This is a genomic window from Wolbachia endosymbiont (group B) of Villa cingulata (assembly GCF_964028285.1).
Lineage (GTDB): Bacteria > Pseudomonadota > Alphaproteobacteria > Rickettsiales > Anaplasmataceae > Wolbachia.
In genome coordinates, this window is record NZ_OZ034766.1 from 405,065 (window position 1) to 426,726 (window position 21,662).

Annotated in this window: 18 protein-coding genes; 6 read left to right on the plus strand and 12 right to left on the minus strand. The window is 33.1% G+C overall.

Features of this window, described 5'->3' with window-relative positions:
• Window positions 1–74 precede the first annotated feature (74 nt).
• Both ABWU52_RS02180 and lipB read right to left on the minus strand, forming a co-directional pair.
• Window positions 75–1,043 (minus strand): LD-carboxypeptidase, encoded by a 969-nt coding sequence (locus ABWU52_RS02180; RefSeq protein WP_353277354.1) that lies wholly within the window; start codon window positions 1,041–1,043, stop codon window positions 75–77.
• Complete coding sequence (gene lipB, locus ABWU52_RS02185; RefSeq protein WP_353277356.1) at window positions 1,043–1,660, minus strand: lipoyl(octanoyl) transferase LipB; 618 nt, start codon at window positions 1,658–1,660, stop codon at window positions 1,043–1,045. Before lipB ends, ABWU52_RS02180 begins: the two co-directional genes overlap by 1 nt.
• 218 nt (window positions 1,661–1,878) lie before the next feature.
• Here lipB and ABWU52_RS02190 point away from each other — a divergent pair, with 218 nt between their 5' ends.
• The 3 genes from ABWU52_RS02190 (at window position 1,879) to ABWU52_RS02200 (ending at window position 4,852) form a co-directional block, all read left to right on the plus strand.
• On the plus strand, window positions 1,879–3,378 hold the full coding sequence (locus tag ABWU52_RS02190) for a hypothetical protein (RefSeq protein ID WP_353277358.1): 1,500 nt from the start codon (window positions 1,879–1,881) through the stop codon (window positions 3,376–3,378).
• A 47-nt stretch (window positions 3,379–3,425) separates the two neighbouring features.
• Window positions 3,426–4,502 (plus strand): IS5 family transposase, encoded by a 1,077-nt coding sequence (locus ABWU52_RS02195; protein ID WP_353277360.1) that lies wholly within the window; start codon window positions 3,426–3,428, stop codon window positions 4,500–4,502.
• Between the two features lie 164 nt (window positions 4,503–4,666).
• Window positions 4,667–4,852 (plus strand): ankyrin repeat domain-containing protein, encoded by a 186-nt coding sequence (locus tag ABWU52_RS02200; protein WP_006013526.1) that lies wholly within the window; start codon window positions 4,667–4,669, stop codon window positions 4,850–4,852.
• A gap of 365 nt (window positions 4,853–5,217) precedes the next feature.
• Here the strand turns inward: ABWU52_RS02200 and ABWU52_RS02205 are convergent, their stop codons facing one another.
• Both ABWU52_RS02205 and murD read right to left on the minus strand, forming a co-directional pair.
• The gene (locus ABWU52_RS02205; RefSeq protein ID WP_353277362.1) at window positions 5,218–5,808 is read right to left on the minus strand and encodes a COQ9 family protein; all 591 of its coding nucleotides are present in this window, start codon (window positions 5,806–5,808) and stop codon (window positions 5,218–5,220) included.
• Window positions 5,809–5,826: 18 nt separating this feature from the next.
• Entirely contained in the window at window positions 5,827–7,359 is a 1,533-nt protein-coding gene (gene murD, locus ABWU52_RS02210) for a UDP-N-acetylmuramoyl-L-alanine--D-glutamate ligase (protein WP_353277363.1), read from the minus strand.
• A gap of 411 nt (window positions 7,360–7,770) precedes the next feature.
• Between murD and ABWU52_RS02215 the strand changes: the two genes are divergently transcribed.
• The 3 genes from ABWU52_RS02215 (at window position 7,771) to ABWU52_RS02225 (ending at window position 10,527) form a co-directional block, all read left to right on the plus strand.
• On the plus strand, window positions 7,771–7,968 hold the full coding sequence (locus ABWU52_RS02215; protein WP_063630617.1) for a hypothetical protein: 198 nt from the start codon (window positions 7,771–7,773) through the stop codon (window positions 7,966–7,968).
• A gap of 304 nt (window positions 7,969–8,272) precedes the next feature.
• Entirely contained in the window at window positions 8,273–9,172 is a 900-nt protein-coding gene (locus tag ABWU52_RS02220; protein ID WP_214303431.1) for a DMT family transporter, read from the plus strand.
• A gap of 47 nt (window positions 9,173–9,219) precedes the next feature.
• Complete coding sequence (locus ABWU52_RS02225) at window positions 9,220–10,527, plus strand: UDP-glucose dehydrogenase family protein (protein WP_353277366.1); 1,308 nt, start codon at window positions 9,220–9,222, stop codon at window positions 10,525–10,527.
• 17 nt (window positions 10,528–10,544) lie between these two features.
• Here ABWU52_RS02225 and ABWU52_RS02230 read toward each other — a convergent pair whose 3' ends face one another.
• From ABWU52_RS02230 to ABWU52_RS02265, 8 genes are all read right to left on the minus strand, one after another.
• Entirely contained in the window at window positions 10,545–11,690 is a 1,146-nt protein-coding gene (locus ABWU52_RS02230) for an MFS transporter (protein ID WP_010405355.1), read from the minus strand.
• A 127-nt stretch (window positions 11,691–11,817) separates the two neighbouring features.
• A complete protein-coding gene (locus ABWU52_RS02235; protein WP_353277368.1) occupies window positions 11,818–12,870 on the minus strand; it encodes a threonine aldolase family protein in 1,053 nt (350 codons plus the stop codon).
• Entirely contained in the window at window positions 12,867–13,916 is a 1,050-nt protein-coding gene (locus tag ABWU52_RS02240; RefSeq protein ID WP_006280069.1) for a threonine aldolase family protein, read from the minus strand. Before ABWU52_RS02240 ends, ABWU52_RS02235 begins: the two co-directional genes overlap by 4 nt.
• Window position 13,917: 1 nt before the next feature.
• A complete protein-coding gene (locus ABWU52_RS02245) occupies window positions 13,918–15,693 on the minus strand; it encodes an ABC transporter ATP-binding protein (protein ID WP_353277369.1) in 1,776 nt (591 codons plus the stop codon).
• Window positions 15,694–16,683 (minus strand): phytanoyl-CoA dioxygenase family protein, encoded by a 990-nt coding sequence (locus ABWU52_RS02250; RefSeq protein WP_353277371.1) that lies wholly within the window; start codon window positions 16,681–16,683, stop codon window positions 15,694–15,696. It abuts the gene before it with no gap.
• A 4-nt stretch (window positions 16,684–16,687) separates the two neighbouring features.
• A complete protein-coding gene (locus ABWU52_RS02255) occupies window positions 16,688–18,394 on the minus strand; it encodes a WG repeat-containing protein (protein ID WP_353277373.1) in 1,707 nt (568 codons plus the stop codon).
• Window positions 18,355–20,673, minus strand: a complete 2,319-nt coding sequence (locus ABWU52_RS02260; protein ID WP_353277375.1) for a glycosyltransferase — start codon at window positions 20,671–20,673, stop codon at window positions 18,355–18,357. The genes ABWU52_RS02255 and ABWU52_RS02260 overlap by 40 nt, the downstream gene beginning before the upstream one ends.
• Window positions 20,630–21,583, minus strand: coding sequence for an NAD-dependent epimerase/dehydratase family protein (locus ABWU52_RS02265; protein ID WP_353277376.1), 954 nt, complete (start codon window positions 21,581–21,583; stop codon window positions 20,630–20,632). The genes ABWU52_RS02260 and ABWU52_RS02265 overlap by 44 nt, the downstream gene beginning before the upstream one ends.
• Between the last annotated feature and the right edge of the window lie 79 nt (window positions 21,584–21,662).

Here is a 21,662-nt window from a genome sequence, read left to right on the forward strand (position 1 = left end):
CTACTCGAATGGCAAGAAAGAGGGCTACTCGGATGAAAATGAAGGTGCTGGAATGAAAGGAGTGTTAGATAAAGCTACTTGTATAACTGTTGCACATCCATAAACTCCTTCTCGTCTTGAACGCTAATGGTAGCGTGAGTGTTGAAAGGTAAAGGGTCATTTATATGTCCATGGCCTACTCCTTTCATTGTAAATACTGGAAAGTTGACACTTTTTGCAAACCTTTCTTTTACAATTTCGACAAGATTATCATTATAACAGTTAACAAAGTCACCGAATATTACTGCATCTACTCCGTCAAAAATATGAGCTTGTTTTAGGTGATCTAGACTGCGTTCAATTGAATATGGATAAACTCTTATGTCTTCTAAAAATAGAATTTTGTTTTTTGCGTTTATTTGCCAAGCAGTTCCTATGCTATTTTCAACCAAAGTCATATTACCACCGATGATTTTAGACTCTAATCTGCCATTTTTTAGTCTAACTCCATTATTTATCATCTTTAAGTTGTCAAATCTGATAGAGTTGCGTTGGTTAAGAATTAATTCTTTTAATTTTTCAACAGAGCTTTCAGCAACAGAGTTATTTACTATCATTTCCAACATGGTAGCGTGAAGAGTTTGCCAGTCATATTTAACTTGCAGATAAATATGTAAAGCAGTGATATCACTATAGCCTATAAGAATTTTTTTGTTTTGAGCAATTCTTTCTTTTTTATCATTGGGCAGCTTTTCTAGGTAAGGAATTAGCCGAGAAGCCCCTTCTCCTCCTCTGATACACCAAATTATTTTGCTATCATCAGTGAGCGCATTAACCAAATCATTCGCTCTAAACTCATCAGAGTTAGAATAAAATGGGTTGTCATTACTGTATATTTTCTCCGAAATGTGAGGATTAAAATCCAAAGTTTTTACGTATTCTCTTATAGTAGGCAGATCTGATTCTTTTCCTTTCGAAGAAGGAGCAATAATATCAACTTGATTGATTGTGTGTGCAGGATTAGTGAGTAAAAGGCATAGAAAATAAAGAATAAAGGAATACATTAAAATATCTTATGAAACTCTTGCTTTAATATATCATCTAATTCGCAAAGAGAAACTTTTACTCCTAGTTTTTCCATTGATGTAACGCCGTAATCTTTTAGTCCACAAGGAATAATACCCTTATAGTGGGAAAGGTTTGGAGAGACATTAAGTGCTATGCCATGATAAGTTATCCATTTTCTCAAGCGAATGCCAAAAGCTGCTATTTTTTCTTCTACTCCGTTGTTGTTCACCCAAATGCCTATTCTATCTTCCTTAAATTCCCCAAATATATTAAAGTGTTTTAAAACATTTATGATCCAACTACTTAGGTCTCTGATATATAGTTTTATGTCACATTTGTTTCTTTTTTTAAGATTTAGCATTAAATATATAATGCGCTGCCCTGGTCCGTGATATGTATATTTACCACCCCTACCTGTTTTATATATAGGAAATAATTTTTCAATAATGTCATCATCTGTTGCACCGATTCCTGCAGTATAAAGTGGAGGGTGCTGGAGTAGCCATACTAACTCATCAGATAAATTATTGTGAATTTGTTGAATTTTTGCTTCCATGAATTTCACAGAATGGTTATAATCAGCAAATTGGTTAGATATTAGCCATTCTGTCATATTCAATTTCTTTTATTTAATTTTATAATACTTACTTGATTTTCAAGCAAGTTTAGGTTGTTAGTGAGCTTTTAAAGCGTTCCATATAAAGCTATATAAGGCTTTGTAACAAAAAAGGGAAGCTATCGCCTAATGATGAAGAATTTGACATATGTTGCTAGATATGCTAACATCATTAATAAATATTTAACATTTATATTTTTAGCTAGGGGGTAATTATGCCAAATATAAGTACAGAGTTTAAACAAAAAACTCAACTTCTTGAAAAACATTTCCATGATAGAACACTCCAGCCTATGAGCGAGTTCAAGAAAGTAGGAGAGAAAGAAGTAGGCTGCAGTTCAGGATTTCAAGCAGAGCACGAGTATAGCGACAATGAAGGTGACAAGGCAGCTTTCATGGTTAAGTCTGTTCTAAACCATACTCTGACAAAAGAGGAAAAACAGTCTAAGTTAGCACAATTCAAAGAATCTTTTTACAAAGGATCAAGAAAAGCTACAAAATTGCAAAATCCTTATTTGCCAAATTTTGTGATAAATAATAATCTTGATTTATTATGGCAGCAGGTAGAAAGCGATATATGTTATGACGACTTAAATATTGCTGATTTTATCAGGGAATATGTTGCTGGTGATTTATATAAGCTGTTTTTATATGACAGAGCTCCAATTGTTGAATTGGTAACAAATAACGATTTGCCAAAGGAAAGATTTGCTAATGGTAATGATCAATTTAAAGAGCGCATTGAGCAAGAGAAAAATCAAGGGCAACTTCATTTGAGATCAAAGTTTTTGGACAAATTTACAACATTAATGGATCTTCAGGAAAAAGGCAAAAATTACCAAGATGCAAAAGGTTTTGAGAAAATACTGGCTGCTCAAATATTACTTGGAGAGGCTGATATTATGCAATCAGAAAATTTTGGTGTAATAGAAAAGGAGTATGAAAATGCAAAGGGTAAAAAAGTAAAAGAAAAACTCTGGGCAAAAATTGATCATGGTAGATCATTTTATTTGAGCTTTAGTGGCACCAAAAGTTATTTACAAAACTTTTGTGCCTTTCTGATCATATTGAGAGGCTATGGCATAAAAATAGATCTAGAAAAGCTATCAAAAGAGTTAGAGGATTTTATTGACTATTATGATCAGAATAAAGAAAAATTTGAAGCTTTAATAGATAGGAAGGCAAGCACTTTAAATCATGTATTGAATCCTAACATGCAATTTAACCTTAGGTATATTGATGGATCCAGATTTAATGTTAGGAATTTTAAGTACATGGATGAGGAATTTAAAGGCCAGAAGATGAGCAAGGTAGGTTTTTCTTTTTCTCTTTTAATTCTTGATAACGGTTCTCCAAGTACTAGTTTTAGTGATTACTTTAAGCAAAACTTAGAAACCCAGGTTAAAATGGCAAGAAATCTTACTGGTCCATTGAAAGATCTTGCTGGACCATGGAAAAATTTCGATAGAATTGAAAAGATTTATAGTTACGTAATCAAACCTTCATTCTGTCTATTTGTTCCAACATTAATAGCAGCTATATTTATAAGTGGAACCTTAGGCACAGCTTTTACTGTAGCTGCAATGATTACAGGAATGTGTATGCTTGTTGGAATAGTGACAAACATTTGTCTTAATGTTTATGCAATGAGTAGCTGCAATAGCAAAATTAACAATCCAAAAGTTGAGGGATTTCAAGGAGAGCTTCAGCTCTGATAACAGCTTTTCTGGTTTCTTTAACGATGGTGTAGTTGAAGTAGTCCATGTTTGTCATCCGAGTAGCTGAAACTGGGATGGCTTTGTTGCATAGGTCAAATAAAAAGAACTGGCAGTTACTGACAAAATTCACTATAAGACAAGCATTTAACCTACTAAAGAAAAATATGCCACAAAAAATGAGAGTCAGTAACTGCCATGAATATAACAAATTTCTCCAAGAGAGGGGAAATATTTTTTATTACGTCAATGATGCCATAGAAAATTGGTACGAAAAAGGTCCAAAAATGGCTGGTGGCAACTATATTTATAGCGATAAGGTCGTGATTCTGGTTCACATAATAACTTGTTTATTTAGAATAGGTCTGAGACAAACAGCGGGATTTATAGCAGGGTACCTTGAGCAAGTAAGGAAAAACTTGCAAGTTATTAGCTATTCCCAGGCCTCAAGAAGGCTTAAAAAACTTAACATCAAAATTAATGATCGAAGACATGATAAAAATAATACAGAAGATATTGAGATTGCCATAGATAGTACTGGAATAAGCATCTACAATAATATTCCAGGTCATAGCAAGGCAAATGGTACAGATAGAAAGTATCGCCGCTATGAGCAAACAAGAAAACTGCATGTAATGCTAGAGATAGGTAGCAAAAAAGTTATAGCAGCAAAATACAGTGGCGGAGTTTATTCTGACCACTATGGAGCATGTGATCTTATTGCAAGGATTGATGTTAAATATAATATAAGCACACTATATGCAGACAGGGCATATAATCGAAAGAAGTTATACAAACTGTGCGATGAGCTTGACATAAAGACAAGGATTCCTCCGCAAAATAATGCAGTAGAGCATCCAAAGTTGGATTATATGGATGAGAGAAATTCTACAATCAAGCTCATAAAGTCATATGATGAAGATGGTATGAAGAGGTGGAAAAAAGAGATAAATTATGGGAAGAGATCTTATATAGAAAGTTTTTTCTCGCGACTGAAGCAAACATTTGGGTTTAGTTTTAGAAACAAATCTGAGGTTAATCGTGAGAGAGAACTGCTACTCAAGTGTTATTTGCTTAACAAATTTACTGATATAGGCATGGCTAAATTTGAGATAGCTTCATGAATTTATTCCACGTTACCTACTATCCGAAGAGTGATGCAACAAAGCCATTCCAGTGTTAAGCACTGATCTTCAATCTCCGTACATCTCTGCGTCACGCACTGAAATGACACCCTGAAGCTTTAGCTATAAATATTAAGCAAGCAAAAAAAGGCAAAAGAAGCCTCATGGAGATAGTTGCTCCACTCTTTTTACTTGATGCTGCTCAAGCAGGTCACTTGGATGTAGTAAAATACTTAGTAGAAATAGCAAACGCAGGTGTTAATTATGTAGTTAGTACTCTTAGTCTACCTCATTTTGACTATGAAAAAACTGCTCTAATGTTTGCTGCTAAAAGTAGTCATTTTGTATAGTTTTATCCAACTCAGACGTAGTTTAACCCTAGAATCCATTATTAACTAATTTATCCTTTGCAATTGTAATAAGGTCTATAAACTACTGCAAATCCAAATTTCTATTTGATCTTACATTCTTATTGTAATAACCTCTATGGATCACACAGCATTAGTCGTGTATCTGAACAGATACTTTTGTACATGGATCAGCTTTATGTGTATCAATTCTGTCTACTTCAAGTTTCCAGCAAAACTACTTTCTAATGTATTGCTTTCAATCAAGTTCTTTGTTAAGCTCACTGTTAGTGGATGTTCAATTATCTTAACATAAAAATCAAGGCAGCTTTAGGTATAAATACGAGTAACTCGTATAAGTAAAGAGGTTATAAGAAGTTTCTTACCATTCTATTCAAACGGGTTTTAAACTTTTGAAATGTCATGACATTGTTGATACGTTTGTCAAGAAACGACAGGGTATCTGCAAAATCTTCTGAATAATCATTGATAAAAAAAAGTATCGTACTTAAGTACACTCCAGCTAATATTGCTCTTTTTGTATAGTAGTTAAAATCTGTTGATTGATCATGAATGCCATACCAAATCGCGCTAACAGTTCTGTACAAGAGTTTACTAGAAAAATATGTATTTTGGGGTAATATAGAGAATGATAAAACATTTTTTAAAAACTCTCTGTAATTTTGTAACTTAGCATAGTTTGAAAGGCGTATTTGGACAGCTAACTTTATCCACTCTCTTACCTTCATATCTTCTAAATTGGAATTCCAAAGTTCAGTTTCCATTGAGCTGTTTAAGTCCTCTGCTATGTACTCCAAAGCACTATATATTCCATTTTGAAATTTACAAAAACTATTGGCTAGGTTAAGGTTCGTGCACACTTTCAATAAGGTTGTATTACTTATTCCTTCAAATGGAATAACCTTAATCAGCTCATCTACTATTAACTTTTGTTCCATACAATACTATACTAAACATCACATATAATTGTACCTGAGATTTTCAAACATTCTGCAAAATGCTTCACCGCGCTCTTCAAAATTTTTCCACTGATCAAAAGAAGAACATGCAGGAGAAAGTAATATCGCTACTTCTTCTTTGCTATTTATGGCCTCTTCAAAAGCCAGTTTAAACGCGTTTTCTAGATTATAGCACTTCATATAATCTATTTTGTTCTCCATAATGTTTGCAAAAACTTCAGTTGATTCTCCAATAAGAAAAGCTTTTCTAATCTTGGTGAAATGCTTGCTTAATGATTCTATTCCGCCTTTTTTGCTTTTTCCGCCAACAATCCAATATATGTTTTTATAAGATAAAATTGCCTTTTCGGTCGATTCTGCATTGGTTGCTTTGCTATCGTTGATAAAAAGTACATTATGTATTTTGCCAAGAAATTCATTTCTGTGTCTTAGCCCTGGAAAGGATTTGATTTCATTGACAATAGTGCTGCTATCTACTTCAAGTAACTTGCACACAGCGTGTGCAGCTACTATATTTTCTACATTGGATACTAGGTTTACTTTCATATCACTCATTGATAAGTTGTGATTCTCTAGTTTTAGCGAGATCTCCTGAATCTCAGCACTCCTTTTGTCATCCAAGTAGCTGACACTGGGATCCAGATAATTTCGATCTATACCAGTAATCTGTTCACTATAATCAGGCAAATTGTTATCTGCCAATGATATTAGATCTCTTGCACTACCCTCTGTCATCTGAGTAGTTGGCAATGGTTTTTCTTTTCTGGTCATGCGCTGGAATGACACCAGGGAATATGTTACTGAAATTGGAATTTTGTTCCCAGTGAATTTATTGAATACATCAGCGGTAATTTTGTTATCACATCCTATCACGGCAATCTTGCTACTGTTTATCAGTTTTAATTTAGTTGCTATGTAGTTATTCATACTTCCATGTCTATCTATGTGGTCTGGTGTGATGTTGAGCAATACAGAAATGTCTACATTAATTTTATTTATTAGCTCCAATTGAAAAGAGGAGAATTCAATTACATAAATTTCTGCATCTCTTTCTAAATCCCAAATAGGCACACCTAAATTCCCGCCAATAGCTACTTTTTTCCCTGTGGATTTTAATATGTGCCCTATTAGTGACGTGGTGGTTGATTTGCCATTTGTTCCGGTGATGCCTACAACCTTCTGGCTTGTAGTTTTAGTTTCGAGAAATAGCTCAATGTCTGATTTTATTTTGCAGTCAAAGCTTCTTGCAAGTTTTACTACCCAATGCGTTGGTATTGGCACTCCAGGGCTCAAAATTAGTGTGCTTATCTCATGCCAATTATACTCATTGGGATGAGTATAGTTACACTCTTTATATATCTTTTTTGCATTTGCTATTTGCTCTTTATTATCATCCCATGCATATATTTTTGCACTGCTTTTTGTTAGAGCATTAATAACGGACAAACCAGTTTTACCAAGGCCGAAAACCGCAACACTTTGATTTTTGTATTTGTTTAGTTGCACTTCTAGATAACTTATGCGAACCATTTTATAAAGATATAATACAAATTATAATGACTTCTTCCATAGTTTTTGGCAGTGCTTAACTTTATTGTCACAACCTTAGCCAATAGAAAACTCCTTGACACATTTTGCCAACTCCCTTACCATGATATGTATAACAATGTTACAAAAAATAATATCATAGAATTCAATAGGATAATTCCTAGAAAACCCCTACATACTAAAAAAAGCAAAATGCTGTTAAAATGAGCTTAAGAATAAATAGCAAACATCTAACATAACAATTCTATTTGTAAATCAGGTGAGACTTATCCTATAGAAAGCTTTCGAACTACGCAAGCGTATCTTTTGCCTTTAGTATTTCTTTAAACCTGCTGCAAAAGAGTGGGAATGGTTATAAAATAGGAAGGTATAGCAAGAGAATAGAGAGGGAAGATGAGCTTAAACTACCATAATCTAAAAGAACATCCGAGAAATTTTCGAGATGTAACAGGTTTGAAAATAGAAGAATTCGAAAAGATTGTAGAAAAAGTGCGCCCAGAGTGGGAAAAAGTTCAAGAACAGAAGAAATGCCATGGAAGAACGTCAAGATTGCCTGTATTGGAAGATAAAATACTCTGTATAATTCTATAGACCTGCTGCAAAAGAGGAGATATTTAAAGAGAGATGTAGCAAGAGGGAATGAGCTTAAATTATCAAATCAACGTTATTCTACTTTACCTCACTAGCATTTTCCTTACCTTGAGCCTTACTATTACTCACAAATATAAACGTTCGTTACATAGCTCTTAATATGTCTAAAGAGACGAAATTTCCCGAATTATTTATAATGAACCCTTACGATCACATTCTGGGGACGTACATCAGAAAACTTTTATATTATTAGTTTTGTAGTAAAATTATATGAGTACATCGTATCTATTAAATCAGAAGCTTTATGGATTACAGATTGAGAGCTTATTTGTTTGGGGTTATCTGGTTTATACTTAGCTTACTTAGTAGTGTAGCTAATGATACTATATCAAAATATCTAAGTTTACATCTTCAGAGTTTTGAAATAATTTTTTTCCGCTTTCTGTTTACCACTATTACCCTTGTACCTTTTATGTTTTACTATGGAATAGAAACTTTTAAAACAAGTCAAATATCTACTCAAATAACCAGGGGTGGGTTGTTGTTTTGTGGAATGACCTTATGGACTTACGGGTTGACTGTTTTCCCCATAGTAACTGCAACGATTATAAGTTTTTCTATACCATTATTTGTTATACTTCTTGCAATCCCTTTGCTAAACGAAAATATAATTTGGCAAAGATGGATAGTAACTGTTATTGGCTTTGTTGGTATTGCTATTACTACCAAAGCTCATAGTGAAGATTTTAATCCTAAAATTCTTATTTTTATTGTATCTGCATTAATCTTTGCTATATTAGACATACTTAATAAGAAACTTGTAATAAAAGAGTCAGTAATAAGTATGTTATTTTATTCAGCTCTAACGACAACTATTTTTTCTACTCCACCTTTGTTATTTTATTGGCATATGCCTTCCTTGTTGGAGTTAGTATTACTGCTGATTTTAGGAATAAGTTCAAACCTAATTCTGTTCTTCATGTTAAAAGCTTTTGCTCTTACTGATGCTACTGCACTTGCACCGTATAGATACATAGAGCTAATAATTTCTGCAATAGTAACATACGTTATATTTAATGAATTACCTGATAAAAGTGCTTTATATGGTACTTTGATATTAATACCATCAACCTTATTTATAGCTTATTCGGAAGGTAAGGCAATTAAGAAAAATAATGTAACAACAAAAGTTTATAATTGTTAATGGTATTTATTTTAGATGCTAAGCTATATTTTTAAGGTGATAATAAAATGCACATAACTATTATAGGAGTAGGGTATGTAGGATTAGTATCTGGTACAATGTTATCTGAGCAGGGCCATAAAGTTGATTGCATTGACATAAATACTGAGAAGATTGAACTTTTGAAATCAGGGAAAATTCCTCTATATGAACCTGGATTAGCAGATTATTTAGAGAATAATATAAAGTCACAAAGGATAAGATTTTTCGATTCGTATTTTCAAATAAATCCCAATACAGAAGTAGTATTTATAACTGTAGATACTCCATCAGACTCCCTAGGAAATGCAAATTTACAGAATGTATATAATGCAGTAAGTGAAGTTTCTGAGAGAGTTAATCAAGATTGCTTAATAGTGATAAAGTCAACTGTTCCTCCTGGTACTGCAGAAAATATATATAATTATTTATCTAATAAGGGCTATAACTTTGATTTGGGGGTTAATCCAGAGTTTCTCAAGCAAGGCTCTGCAGTATCAGATTTTTTATACCCAGATAGGATAATAATAGGAGTAAAAACTAAGCTAGCTAGAGCAAAACTAGAAGTTATATATAGATCATTTATAGATAAGAATATTCCGTTAATAGTCACTGATACAGTTACTGCTGAAATGATTAAATATGCTTCTAATGCTTTTCTAGCAACAAAGGTTGCTTTTATCAATGAGATGGCAGGTTTATGTGAGCTATTAGGAGCAGACATTGACCTTTTAGCTAACAGTATGGGAATGGACCATAGAATAGGTAAGGAATTTCTCAAAGCTGGTCCAGGATTTGGAGGATCATGTTTTCCTAAAGATTTGTCAGCTTTAATAAGGCTTGCTGAAGATCACAATGTCAAGCTACAAATTTTAAATTCAGTTAAGGAATCTAACTATAATCATATAACAAACATTGCTAAAAAGGTAGAATATGTATTAAATGGAGTCCAAAATAAAAAAATAGCAATATGGGGGCTAACTTTTAAGTCTGGTACTGATGATGTAAGAAATAGCCCAGCTATAGATATTGCACAATTGTTAGTGAATAACAAGGCTAAAATTACTGCATATGACCCAATGGGGATGGATAATGCTAGGCAAGTTCTAAAGGATATAGAATACGCGGACAATGCTATAAGGGCTGCAAGGGACGCGGAAGCCTTGTTATTGTTAACGGAGTGGAAAGAATTTAAAAATCAAGATTTTGCAAGTTTAAAGAGTATTATGGCTGCACCTAATGTTTTTGATTTCCGTAATTTATTAGATAGCGAGCTATTACTAAGATATGGTTACCATGTTTATTCCTTGGGTAAAAAATCTATCTACAAAGTTTAACTGTTGAGAAATTTTTTTTATACCGCTTTACTTAGTTTTTTTAGATCTTTGCTTGATAGTATGGAAAAGCAAACGAGTGCAACAACAGAGCAAATAGAAAAAAATGAAAACATAATACTGTTACCACAGTGCTTAACAAGTACTCCTAAGAGCACGCATGAAAATATTGAACTTGCAATATACCCAAATAATCCTGTTAAGCTTACAATTGCACATACATTATTTTGTGGAGCAATTTCTACAGCTATAACACCTGTCAGTACTTGCACTCCAAATATAAAGAATCCTGATAAGATTGCACCAAGGTTCATAAGAATTATGTTTTGACCAAAGTTCATTGCAATAAAAGTGAGTGCTATACCCAACATATAAAGTGATGCCAGCAAGCTTCTATTTTGAAAGAAGTACATATCACTAATTCTTCCTGTGATTAAAGTTCCAAGGATTCCACCTAAATCATATACGCCTGTTATTAGTGAGGATTGTACAAGAGAAATTTGTAATTTATTCTTTAAAATTATAGGAAACCAAAAGAAGATTCCCATTTTTATAATATAAGCACAAAAAGTAGCACAACATAGAAACCATATGGAACTTGTTACCTTGATACCTATTTGAGATTTCTGCACCTTATAATAGGTAGTAAAGTTGGCACTTTCTTTGTAATATGCCTTTAATATTATATAAATTCCAAAAAGTAAGCATAAGAAACCAGAGTACAAAAATGCACTTTTTGCATCATATATTTTAATTATACTTGGTAATACAATTAAAGTAATACAAGAACCAAGTTGCTGAGATGCGCTCATAACTCCCCATGATGATGCAATTGAAGAGATGCTAGAGTTTGTAACCATAAACTTGGTAATAGCTGGCCAACCTAACCCTTGTGTCCAAGCTAATAATATTAATGTTAACAGTAATAAAGTTAGATTATTATATGATAAAGTTATACCAATGGTTAATAATCCAGTTGCAATATTGCATAGCCCAAACATAAATAATGGATTATTTTTGGAGTCCATGATTATTCCATTAACAAATTTTGATACTCCATAAAAAAAAGAAAAGCAGGCAAAAAAATAGCTTAATTTTACATGGTCAGTATCTATTAACAGTGGTAGAGCAATTGGTATACTTTGTCTTGATAAATAAAGCAGCATATATCCACAGAAGAATAGTAAATATTGAAAGAAGACAAAGTTCACACCTATTCCCAAATAGCTCTATGCAGATGCTAGCATAATACTATATTGGTATAATATTGTTTGACAAGAAGTTTGCAAACAATTAGTGCAGAAAATTACTTAGTATCTTTCTTATAGCAGATACAGTAGTATTAATATCTTCATAGCTTATATCTCTATGTGTTATAGCTCTGATTTTACCTTTGATGTTAGCCATTCTAATTCCATCATTAGTCATTAGTACGTTTATTAATTCTTGAGTAGATATACAATTAGTACGTAATGAAAAATACGCTATATTAGTTTTATACAGGTCGATATCAATTATAACTTGATCTATGGAGTCTAGGCCTTCTATAAGGTGCTGCATTTTTTTATGATCTTCTTCTAAAGAATTTACATTATTATGTAGAGCATATAAACATGCAGCTGAAATAATGCCAGCTTGGTGCATACCTCCGCCAATTTGAAACTTATAGTACCAAGCTTTTTCAATAAACTCTTCACTTCCAAGCAATATTGCGCCCATTGGAGCACCTAATCCTTTACTAAAATCAATGAATACCGAATCAAAATAACTTGCATACTCCTTTGGAGATATTTTAGTATGAGCACAAGCGTTGAACAGTCTTGCTCCATCTAAATGAGTGAATACGTCATTCTCTTTGCAGAGACTTGAGATCTCTTGAATATATTCTAAAGGCCACACAGCTCCACCACCAAAATTTGTCGTTTGTTCGATAGAAACAAGCCCAACTCTCGGAATATTTCTTAAACTAGGACGAGTAATAAACTCAACAATTTGTTCTCCAGTAAATATTCCTCTCGTACCTTTGATGGGCAAAGGAGTAGCATGTGCCTGGGCTGCGATCAAGCCAGATTGTACTATGAGTGGATGTGAAGTTTCATCAAGCAGCAAGTAATCACCAGGTCTTTGAATGTGTACTTTATAAGCAATTACATTGGACATCGTTCCTGAAATCAAAAAGATTCCTGCAGGTTTACCTAATATTTTACATGCGGTTGCCACTAATTCGTTCACAGTTGGATCTTCACATGCAGCTTCGTTTCCAACTTTTGCTTTAGCCATCGCTTCCCTCATTTTAGCTGAAGGGTCAGTGTTTGAATCGCTAAAGAAATCTATTTTTACTCTCATATTAAATTTAACACAACCTCCTTTATAATTTCAGCAGCTTTCATGATGTCTGTTTCCTTTGTGCCAAGATGGGTAACTGCTCTTATATGAGACTCGAGCCAAGGAAAAAGCAATAAACCATAAGCTTGGCACTTACTCAAGAAAACCTCATTAGTTACATTTAGTGCTTTTATACTAAAGCTTACTATATTAGTTTCTGGATAAGGTAGTACCAGTTTTATGTGTGGAATTTCCTTAATCTTGTCTGCAAACAGTTTGGCGAGTTTATTGTCTTCTTTAAGCCTAGAAATATTGTTCTGTAGTACATACTTTGCTGCATTAGCACAATACCCTATCTGATGATAACCACTACCTAGCCAAACCTGTAGCTTTTTAGCCCTTTCAATTATCTCTCTTTTACCCATAAGCATTGAACCAAAAGGAGCTCCAAGTCCTTTGGTAAAAGAAAAGCTCATTGTATCCACATATTTAGCATAATCTGCTAAAGCAATATTTGTTTCGACATGAGCATTAAATATTCTTGCACCGTCTAAATGAAGATTTACATTGTGAGCTTTTAAAAAGTGATATAACTCGACTTGTTTTTCAAAAGGATAAATTTTACCATTAAACCCGTTTATACTATTTTCTATAGAAACAAGACTCACCTGAGCAAAAATTTTGTACCTTGGCTTAGAATTAATAGCATATTCTACTTCAGCAACATCTAAGATTCCGCTATTATTTCTAATACAATTAAATACGATATTATTTACTTTTGCATTGCCTGCGCTATCGAAAAAATTAACGTGATAATTATAATGAGTTATTAGTTCATCACCAGGACTTGTTTGACTGGCAATGGCTAATCTATTTGCAAGCATACCGCTGGTTGCAAATAATGCTTCTTCTACTTTGAATAATTGTTTGCAATATTCTGATAAGTCATTACAGCTTTTGTCTTCACCATAAGCAAAATCTCCAACAGTTGCATTACTTATTGCATGTATAACGTTGGAGCTCTGCAGAGTTGTAGTGTCACTTCTCAGATCAATAATTTTTTCCATCTTATTTTTTGCCATTCAAACAACCAATTTGAGCATTCCAAAGTTCCTTGTAAAGACCTTGCTTAGAAACTAATTCAGCGTGTTTACCATCTTGGACAATTTTTCCTTTGTTAAATACTAGAATTCGGTCCATGTGTAAAAGTGTAGAAATACGGTGTGCTATAGTAATCGTAGTTTTATTTTTCATCAATTTGAATAAACTCATTTGAATTGTTTTTTCTGTTATAGAATCTAACTGACTAGTTGGTTCATCGAGAAATAATATTGGAGCGTTTTTTAAAAATGCCCTTGCTATTATTATTCTTTGTCTTTCTCCCCCAGATAGCTTGATACCTTTTTCTCCGACTATAGTTCCATATTGATCTGGTAGAGTCATAATGAAATCGTGAATACCAGCCAGCTTTGCAGCTCTCATTATTTCTTCTATAGTAGATTGAAGTTTACCATATATGATGTTTGCTAAAATAGTATCATGAAATAACAATGGGTCTTGAGGTATTACAGATATTTGTTGCCTCAAAGAACTCTGTGTAACTTCTGATACTATTTGATTATCAATCTGTATATTACCTTTTTTAACATCAAATAGCCTTAGAATTAAGTTTATAAAAGTAGATTTACCACCTCCAGAATAACCAACTAGACCTACCTTTTCGCAAGGATTAATGGTCACTGAGAAATCTTGAAATAATGGCTCCTGACCTTCATAAGAAAAAGAAACATTATTAAACGTTATTCTTCCACTTAATAAATTTAATTCTTTAGCATTTTTCTTATCTTGAATTTCTGGTACAGTAGTCAAGATTGGCAATGCATCTGAAACTTTGCCGAAATGAGTAGAAAATTGCGTAAGATTCCTAGTTAGATGGTTAAGAAACTCTATAATCGATATATTAATTCCAAGTACAAGAGCAATATCTCCTATTGCGATTTTGTTCAATTGATAATCATGAATTAAAAAATACAAGTTTACTGCTTGGAGTATATCGAATGAATAGCCATATATAAACCAAAGACAAAAGTATGCCCATTGTAATTTTCTCTCTGCAATAGTTCTTTTCTTGCATATTTGAAAAAATTTGTGTTTCTCATGTGCTTGCTGAGTAAATAACCTTACTGATATAACATTTAAAATACTATCTGCTATACTAGCTATTACTTGTGAATTTTGTTTAGAGTAATTATCAGCTAGTTCAGTAAGTACACGAAAGCTGAAAATCGATACTAAAATAAAAATGCTTACCCAAGTGAATGTAGCGATTGCAAATTTTATGTTTACTAATGATAAGGTATAAATAGCTAAGACTAATGCTATGCTGTAACCGAAAAAACAATCTATAAGCAATCTTATTAACTCTATCACACTATCCATTAAGTTACTGACCTTATGTACTAAGCTTCCAGATAAATTGTTCTGATAATAGGAATGGTCTTGCTGGAGTAGCCTACAAAAAGACATATCAGCTATCTTTTGACGCATTAAGGTAAACATTCGAATGTCAACAAAATAGCCATAGAATCTAAAAGCAGTAGTGATAAGTAATGCCATACCAAGATAAGCGCTTATAGGTAATAAAAGATTTTCAATTACATTACCTTCCTGATATTTTACAGCTGTATCTAGAATATTTTTTACTAAATACTTTCTAACAGACAAATCAACAGCTACCACCAGGGCAACTAAAGACATTATAAGTACATTAAGTTTGAATTTGGATACTATATTCAGGATGAACATCAATACACATTTGAAGCTATCAACTCTACTTCTGTTCATTTACAATGCTAGCTCCACTACGTTGACTTTTTTATTGAGAAATACAAGTAGTGAAAACCATAAATTTTTGTATATTTTTCCTGAGATGTCTCCAGCATCATGTAGTGCTGATGCTTGATTCAGAATAAGTAGCTTATATAAATCTCGCTTAGCCTCAGTAGTGTCGATTTCAGAAATATTTGTAGTTGTGTCTGTAACAAAGGCTAACCAGCTCTTAATAAGTTCTTTCATGTTTTTTGCTTTTATACTTTCTTGGTAGCCAAATAATGACAAACATTCTCTCAGTATAGATTCTGTTAACTCACCACAATTGAGTATACCAAAAACTGAAGGCTGAGGTTTTGGCACATAGGGAAGGTCTTGATCTTTTACAATCCACCTTGTTACATAAGTAAATCTATCTTTAGCATCTGTATTCTTATCACTACCATGCCATAACCGTGAATCAAAAACTATCGCATCTCCTGCTGAAATAGGTAGTGACTTAATTTTATAATTTTCTCGGTTATTTGAGTACTGATCAAAAAAATATGGGTACCAAAAATCAACTAAAGGCTGTATTTCCCATTTATGACTGTTTTCTATAATTTGCAGTGCACCTGAAGTTTCACTTACATTATTCAAAGCTAACCAAACAGAAAAGTGGTAAGGATCATTGAAACTATAGGAGATGTCTTGATGGAAGGGAACTGCATCTATTAAATCAGCAGTTTTACATATAACATTTGATTTTTTCTGCAGTATCAGACACTGAAGTGACTTTTCAAGGTAATTTTTAATAATTTCATCTAATGCTTGAGAGATAATTCTAGTTACTTGAGATGACGTGCCCCATCTGCCGGTACAGTTTAAGTAGTCAGAAGTTGAAACACTTAGTTCTTGGGATAGCTCTGATATCTTGTTTGTTATATCACTTAAAGACTGAGTTATTAGCTTTAAAGGAACCAGATTTTTGATAATAAAAAAACCATTTTTTTGTAGTATTTCCATATGATTAACACCTGACATCAATAATTGATAAGTAATCTGTTAAAGGTACAACAGCAAAAATTTTGAATCCTTTTACTTGTTTTAGTATTTTTCCCCAATCGCTTAATGTTCTTAGTTTACCTCCTGTTTCAACCATTACATTAATATCTACAGAGCCTCCAGCTGGAGAGCGGTAATCTAAAATAGTTTCTATCAATAAAATACGAGATATTCCTTTGACCAATTTTAAATAAGATAGTACTTTATCATCATCATAATGCTGTAGAAAGCGGCAAAAGACACCTAATTCATAATTTGTAGCTGGTAGTTCTTCCTGAGTTGTAAGTTTGACTTTTAAATTTTCTACTAACTGTCTTGGCACTTTATGTTCGTTATCATAATATAGGCCTATAGAACCCCTATTGTGTATATCAGAATAAGCAAGAAATAAAGAGTGTACACCAAATAGCAATATATTTTTAGCACCATCTATATTAATTCTAGAATTAAACTCTTTAGTGTCAAACATGGAATATCCTAGCAATGCTTGGTAAAACGCTGTTTTCTTATCTTCTGATGCTTCTCTTTCCTTAAAAGATTCAAATGAAGAGATTGACTTCTGTTTTAGTATATCGGCAATCTTTAACCAATTCTTTTCAGCGGCAACTCTTGCCCACATTGTTGCTGCTTTGGGCAGAAATGGTATTTCCTTAAAACACTTACCTTTTGATGATAGCTGCCATAAGTACTTGTTCTTATCGTAATCAATAAACCCTATTTCCCACAACGCCCTTAACAGCCTTTCTAGATTTGGTATGATAATGTTTAACCTTTTAGATAAAACCGGCATAGTTGCAGGTAAAATATTTAACAAATCAAGTTCAATAGCAGCATTTATTAGATAAGTTTTCCAAAAAGCCGAAAGCTCTGCTGAGATCTTATGTACTTGGGATTCTTGGTTTACTTGAGACTTTTCATCTAAAGTAAAAATACTAAATTTTATGTTTCCAGTAATATCGATCTGCCCTAGTTTACCCTCAAAAGTTTCAACTTTTGCCATACTATTATAGAACGCGTCGACCATTTTAAACCTTTGCTGGTAGACAGGATTGCCGTTGACATCTATATGAAACCAACCATGCAGATCTTCTGCTATAGAATATCCTTTGTGGAAAACGTTAAGTTTTTTATACCACTTGTTATGCAATAGTTTGCCATGATTATCAATGTGCGTAGCTTTACCATCTTTATAAACCACAGCAATGCCATCTTTAAAATCCCCAACATAATCATATTCTTCGTGATAAATTCTATTGCCATTTAAATTAATATGAAAACATTTATCATATCTTCTAACTACACAAATATCTTCTTGATAGTTTCCAACCCACTGGTAGAGCTGTTTGTATGCCTTACCTCCAGATGGATCAATGTGATAATACCCTGTATCATCTTCTACAGCTGCTCTGTTGCAGTAGAATCCAAAAGTTTTTAGAAATCTGTTGCAATAAACTGCTTCTCCCCTTACATTAATGTGATAAGCGCCTGTCTCATCATAAACTGGTGCAAGGCCAGGCTCGTGGAATTTGCCAATCTTTATAAACCTATTTTCATATAAAGGATTTCCTAGTAACTCGTGAAACATTCCACACGATGAAACTTTAATAGATTTAAGATATTGATTGTCCTTGATTAATTGATCAAAGGTTTTCTCATATTGCATGTCTTGCATAATTCATAATGTAAATAATTCTTTTGTAAGCTCAGATACTCACTACTCTGCCATATTTCCTCCAGCTTAACTTCATTAACGTTGCCAAAATCCCCTAATGTTTTACGGAGTTCATCTGGAGCACAGCAAGGACTAAACTTTCCTTCATTGTTTATCCATGCTTCTTTGCCTAAAAATGGGCATTGACCACCTGGAGCCAAATCTTTGATACCCTCCTTAGAAAGGATCGTAAAATTTTCCAATTTTATTCTTGTGCCATTTGGCAACGGCATACTGTCCCTAAGTTCATATAACCTTCTCACTTCCGCATTCCATCTACTGATTGCTGATTCATCTCTTCTCATAGATAGATCCTTAATTTCGGTAAAATGCGCCCAAAGATGATGTCCTTTCACTCTATCTATGCCGTTTTTTATGGCCATCTTAACTATGTCATAGAGTTCATGTAAATTACTTTCCAAAAATGTTAATTGTAAAGTAACGGTACACCTTTCACCTGTATCGCTAAAGTATTTATCTCTAACTTCAAGGAAAGTTTTTAAATTTTCTGTCACTACTTCCCATTTTGAACCTTTCATGATTCTTTCATGAGTTTCTTTAGTTGCCCCATTCCAGGAAATCTTAACATCAGATAAAATTGGTACCAATAGTTCAGCCCATTTTCTAGCTCCTTTAATAGGAAAAGAACCATTGGTTGTGAGGTTAAGCTTAAGGCCGAACTCATGGCACAAATTGATTATTTCATCAAAGCTTTTATACATTAAAGGCTCACCCATAGTAGAAGGAATGATTTCCCTTAAAGGTGTGCCAGCTGCTTCCTTAATTACTTTTCTGATAGTTTCTATCGACAGTATCTTAGGTTTTATTCCTTTAGCTTTCTTCTCTTCTTTAACTTTGCTGTATGGTGAAAAACATTCGCACATTATACAAGCAAAATTGCAGTAATCTGGATTAGTATCAAAAGTAATTCTCCAAGGACCAGGTTTCACAGCTACTGATTTGCCTTTCTTTTCAATAGCATTACGGTAAATCTTGTTAAGTTTCTCAGTATGCTCACCTATAGAAGGTATATTTCCATTTTCAGTATAAGGATAGCCTTTTTGGGTAAGTTTATTATATAACTCCTGATCTGTAGATAGGACTTGCATTTTTTCTGACAAACTACTTGCATCTCTGTGCTTAAATAATAGTCCATCTCTTACATATTCTGCCATGCCACCATAATCGGCTGTTATAACTGGTATTCTAAGTTGCTGTGCTTCATGTATTACTAACGGTGAATTTTCACCCCAAATTGAAGGAACGACTATTGCATCGACTTTATTAAATACGTCAGTAACTATATTCTTATTATCATAACTTCCCATCCATTCTATTCTTTCTTTAACAACAGGTGAAAACTGATCGGCAATCGCTTTTAAAGCTTTAGTTTCTTCTCTTGCTGCTCCCCAAATTCTAAGTTTTGCTTTAGATGATAAGTGAGAAAAAGCTTTCAATAATAGATCAACACCTTTTTCGGGAGTATGAGTACCAATATAACCGAAAATAAACTCTTTTTCTTGTACTCTATTTCTCTTCTTAAGACGATTGAGATCAAAACCATAATCAAGATAAGAAATTTTGTTGACTGGAACATTAAAATCCTGAGTAAATTTGTCCATCAAGAATTTCGATGGGGAAATAAAGTAATCTATATAGTCTATTATTTTCCTTGTGTGCTTCATTCTAGTTGCAACCCATTGTTCCCAATAATTTATGTCTGAATTCAGGAATTCTTCATCTCCTGTAAAATATCCCTTGTAACATTGGGTTGCACATTTTTGATCCTTTTGTCCATCACAAAGCTGTAATAAATCTTCAGAATTACGTTGAATAAACCTTCCTCTTGGACACATTAACCAAAAGTCATGTAGCGTAAAAATTGTAGGTATATTTTCTTTAAAAGCAATTTCTGGTAAAGTAATTGATAGATGATTAAGATGACCAAAATGTATAAGATCTGGCTGGAAATTATCTACTATTTTCTTAAATACTGTATCTACTTCGTTACTAATGAATCTATTACGATATTTAACATTAATTAGATGCAGCAATATACCGTAATGACTACGATCTAACGCTGTGCTATAGTGAAAATTGGGCAAAAAAACATTCTCCTGCCTAGTAAATACTTGTACCTCATTGTTATTTGCTAGTTCATGAGCAAGAGTTTGGCTATAAACCTCTGAACCAGCACTATAATAAGGAGGGTAACCATGAATAACTTTTAATATTTTCATATATTACCATATCTATATTGTTAGGATATTCTTGTGTATTGTTTTGTAGACTTTTTATAAATTTACTTAATCCTACTTCTAATGAATGTTTTGGAGACCAACCAAGTAGCTCTTTAGCTCTAGTAAAATCACCATGAAACTTAGTTACATCAAAATTTCTTGGAGGATAAAAATCAATTCTAGAATCACTTTTCGTGACTTTTAATATTGTTTTTGCTAAGTTTTCTAAAGTACATGGGCTATTAGTAGTAAGATGAATAGCAGGAAGAGAAGATTTTTCGCTTTGTAAATATTTAACAGTTAAGCATATACCCTCTATAACATCATCCAAATAGGTAAAATCAAAAACACATTCTTTACCTTCTATTTTAATTGGATCACCTCTTAATGCATTAATACAGAGTGCAGGAATTACTCTACTGTTATGATCTAGTAAACCACCGTATACATTTGAAAAGCGTAATATTGCTACATTAAAATCTTTTGAACTTGTTATTTGTTCCTCAATAAATGCTTTACCTTTTGCATAATTATTTATTGGATCGATACTAGCAGATTCTGTAACTGGCAGTTCCTTCTGCTCTCCATAGACTTCCCTACTACTTGCATATATAAACCATGGTTTATTTGGAAGTGACTTACATAACCCTAAAAACCGCATTGTACCATCAACATTAATTTTTTGACACAGTGTAGGATAAAGTTCACCATGTATAACTCTAGAAATTGCAGCCAGATGAATGATTCCTGTACACTGAGCAAGTAGTGGTACTATATCTTCTGAAAAAAAACTGAGTGGATTACCGTGAAACCTAATATCGCAGCTTATTACTTCATGACCTTGGTTTTCTAACTTTTTCACCAAGGTCGACCCTATCAAACCTGCAGCACCTGTTATTAATATCCCCATGTATACCCTCTACTACAACTAGGAAAATTTGTCATACCAATTATCTTACAAGTAAGAATTAAAGGGTATTATAAAACCA